Below are 3,349 nucleotides of genomic sequence, written 5' to 3' on the forward strand. Positions count from 1 at the left end.
TGATCAACGACAATTATTATTTCCCTTCGGCGACAATTAAAATTCCCGTTTTCATATTATCTTAACCTATTTATTTTAAATAAATATCTTGCATAATAAATTCTTTCAGATATTTTATTTTCGTCTTTCCGGAGGATAGGGCAACGCTGGGGAGCGACCCGAGCGCCGAAAGGATGACCGAAGTATGGGGGCCGCATTTTGGTGCGGCCTTTTGCTTTTATATCATACTTTGGTCTGCAATGCGCTAAACCCCGGGGATTTGGGGGCTGGACCCCAAATAGAATGATAGAATTCATTTATTTTTCTCTTTTATCTTTTTTGCTTGTTCCATACGATAACTGTTTATATTCAATTCCAAAATAACACTATGATGCACCAGTCGGTCTATTGCTGCTGCGGTTGTCATCGGATCTTTAAAAATTTGCTCCCATTTAGAAAATGGCAAATTACTGGTAATCATCACACTTCCTCTTTCATAGCGATCTGCCAAAAGGGTAAATAATACCTCCATCTCCTCGCGGCTTTGCTGTACATAACCTATGTCGTCTATTATTATGGCATCAAAAGCAGATAACCTTTTTAATCGTTTAGCAAGTTCCAGTTCTTTTTTTCCGATTAGCAAATCTTGAACAAGCTGACTGCATGATATAAAAAGGATACGTTTTCCTTGTTCAATAAGTGCATGGCCAATAGCACACAACAGGTGAGTCTTGCCGCTTCCAGGGTTGCCAAAAGCCAATATATTTTCAAAACGATCCAAAAAAGAGCCATCAGTTAAAACATCTAAATGTGTCACTACTTTTGCCGGTAGCCGCTTTTTATTAAAGTTGTCAAAGGTTTTAGAGGGTGGTAGTTTAGAATCGCGAAGGTAACGAGCAATGCGATTTTGCCGTCTGACCTCGCATTCGAGTTCCAATAATTCCGATAAGTACTGTTCATAGCTCCATGATTCCTTCCGTGCTTGACCAGCGATTTCTTCATAGCTTTCAAGGATCATAGGCATATGAAGTTGTTTAAGAAGATCTGTTAACATAGCACCTCTTCCTGTAATAGCTGATCATAGCAGATCAAATCTATGGGTGGTATTTGGACTTCTGTATCAGATGGAACAGGTTCGTTGGACAACAATTCAACTTGTTTATAGCTAATTTCTTTATTTTGATTGATTAGCAAGCGCAGAACATTATCTACGGTTATTTCACTTCCATGTGCCGCCAGATATAAAATATTCAGATATTGTTTGACGGCAACTGAAGGAGTATGCTGTTTCTTAAGGCTGTCGTAGGCAATCCTGAACCGACTAGTAGGGAATAATTCATTGCGATAACGATAGTTTTCAAATGCTCCGGGCTTTCGTATCAAACTATCAATAATGTGACGGTAGTTAATGGCACATTTATCCTCACCACGTAGTCGAGGCAACGTGTCTATTTTTTTCTGCCCGTACCATATTTCCAGGCGATCTATATATAGCCGTACCTGGATTTGTTCCCGGATCAACCGGCTATCCACCGAATAAACATTGTGTTTTATTCTTATGGTGCTACTGGGTCCAACCTTCAACATTTCTCTTTTACAGGCTTCAATCCTGCCCATTGGCAACCGGCGCAAAACCACCTGCTCATCATGAAAGCGTTTGTTACGGCCTGCATTCAGTTGTTTGAACAAGATACGCAAAAAATATTCATACTCATTTCGGTCAGTAAAATCCCGGTTGCCTCTCAAAAGCAATGCCTGCTCAACTGCCTTCTTAAAACGATAATGGCTCTGTTCAACATCACCGTTCTCATTAGGGCTACAAGGATTTGTCTTGCAACCTTTTATTCCATAATGATCTAAAAGATCCTGATAATTTCGCGTAAATTCTTCAGGGTGGCCGGTTTTATTTACCGCTGTAGTCAAGCGGTCAGTTCTATGTTTCTCCGGAACTCCTCCTAATTCCCATAATGCATTTTGTAATCCCTGGCTCAGGCTCTCAAAGCTTTCCGAAAAACATATCGTTCCCGTCTCCCAGTTGGAATACGTTAAAACAAAATGATAAATCAAATGATTGAATAGTACCCCTCCGATGCTTATCCCCAGTTTATCCATATGAGTAAAATCCGATTGCGCCAATTCCCCTGGTTTATGAATTTGTGTAAAAAAGATTTCTTTAGATGGCCCCTCCGAAACTCTCCATATTTTAATGCGTCTCTGTAACGTGCGGAGTTGGCCATCGGAATATTTACCCGGATTTCTGCGTTGGAAATCCGCAAAAATGGTTTTAGCTTCTAAACCTGGATTTGTTTCCAGCATCATATTTATTTCGTTCCAACTATCTTCAAATGGGTCCTCACGCGTCCTCCATTTATGCTGTAACTTCAAATCACTAGGCAATTTATCTGCTTTTTGATATTTACGTGCTGTTTTCTCATCCATACCCGCTTTCATCGCCGCTATCCCGAAATTATTTTCTGTCTGTATCAATTTAAACAACCTCCTTACCTGCTGGTCCTTAACCATCCAAAATTCTCCTTTGTTATCGTTTGGATGGTTTTAACAGCTTTTTTGATTTTTAAATTTCGGGAATTTTAATTGTCGTCAGGCGGGTATTATAATTGACGCTGATCACAAGTTGGGTTGCAATCCTTTGAGAAAGATGTGACGGACTAAATCGGGAAACATCCGTTACCTTGAATGGGTCTGGATGAGCTTCCAAGTCAAGAGATGTGCCGATTTTGTAAGCATAAAATGCGCTGTCTCCATCATGTACCTCTTCGACAGCGAAGTAAGCAGCAACCAGCGGGTTAAGAGTCCAATCAAGAAGTCGAGTTGGCAATCCATGATGTTGTGCGAGAGCCAACCAGTCCCACATATTGTGGCAAGATATGTTGATGTAAGGCAAGGCATGCTGTTTGAAACGTGTAATAATAATCTTTTCTTCTTTTTCGAGAGAAATCTTATTTAAGAATTTTAAACGCCCGACCTTTGGGACAAGTCCGTATGAAGAATCTTTTACTCCACGATATGCCATAATCTTTCTCCCATATGACATTACAACTTCATGGAGTTGGCCAAATGATTTGATTCTGGTCTCTTCAATAATTTGGTTTTCTTTCTTCAGAATAGTATCTGTCATATCCAACTCTTTCTGCTATGTCCAACGACGGAAATAACCCACGCCGCCGCCGGCCAAGGATAAAAAACGTAACTTACTCGGTGTTGGGTTCATTGATTTGTTATAAAAGGATTGTAATATGCAAAACATAAACGCCAAAAATAAGAACGCAATAACGTCTTTTACCTTCCAAGGGTCTTCAAAAATTCTGAAACGATATCCGCCTTCAGCGCAAGTGGGTCAAGACTTACG

At 40.1% G+C, this 3,349-nt stretch carries 3 protein-coding genes; all 3 read right to left on the bottom strand.

Annotated elements, in window-relative coordinates:
* Positions 1 to 292: 292 nt before the first annotated feature.
* Complete coding sequence (istB, locus tag VXK47_RS00235) at positions 293 to 1,033, bottom strand: IS21-like element helper ATPase IstB (protein WP_435546763.1); 741 nt, start codon at positions 1,031 to 1,033, stop codon at positions 293 to 295.
* On the bottom strand, positions 1,027 to 2,463 hold the full coding sequence (gene istA, locus VXK47_RS00240) for an IS21 family transposase (protein WP_435546765.1): 1,437 nt from the start codon (positions 2,461 to 2,463) through the stop codon (positions 1,027 to 1,029). Before istA ends, istB begins: the two co-directional genes overlap by 7 nt.
* Before the next feature lie 91 nt (positions 2,464 to 2,554).
* The gene (locus VXK47_RS00245; RefSeq protein WP_435546764.1) at positions 2,555 to 3,118 is read right to left on the bottom strand and encodes an FRG domain-containing protein; all 564 of its coding nucleotides are present in this window, start codon (positions 3,116 to 3,118) and stop codon (positions 2,555 to 2,557) included.
* Between the last annotated feature and the right edge of the window lie 231 nt (positions 3,119 to 3,349).

It is taken from the genome of Desulfobacterium sp. N47 (assembly GCF_051233685.1).
Taxonomy (GTDB): Bacteria; Desulfobacterota; Desulfobacteria; order Desulfobacterales; family RPRI01; genus RPRI01.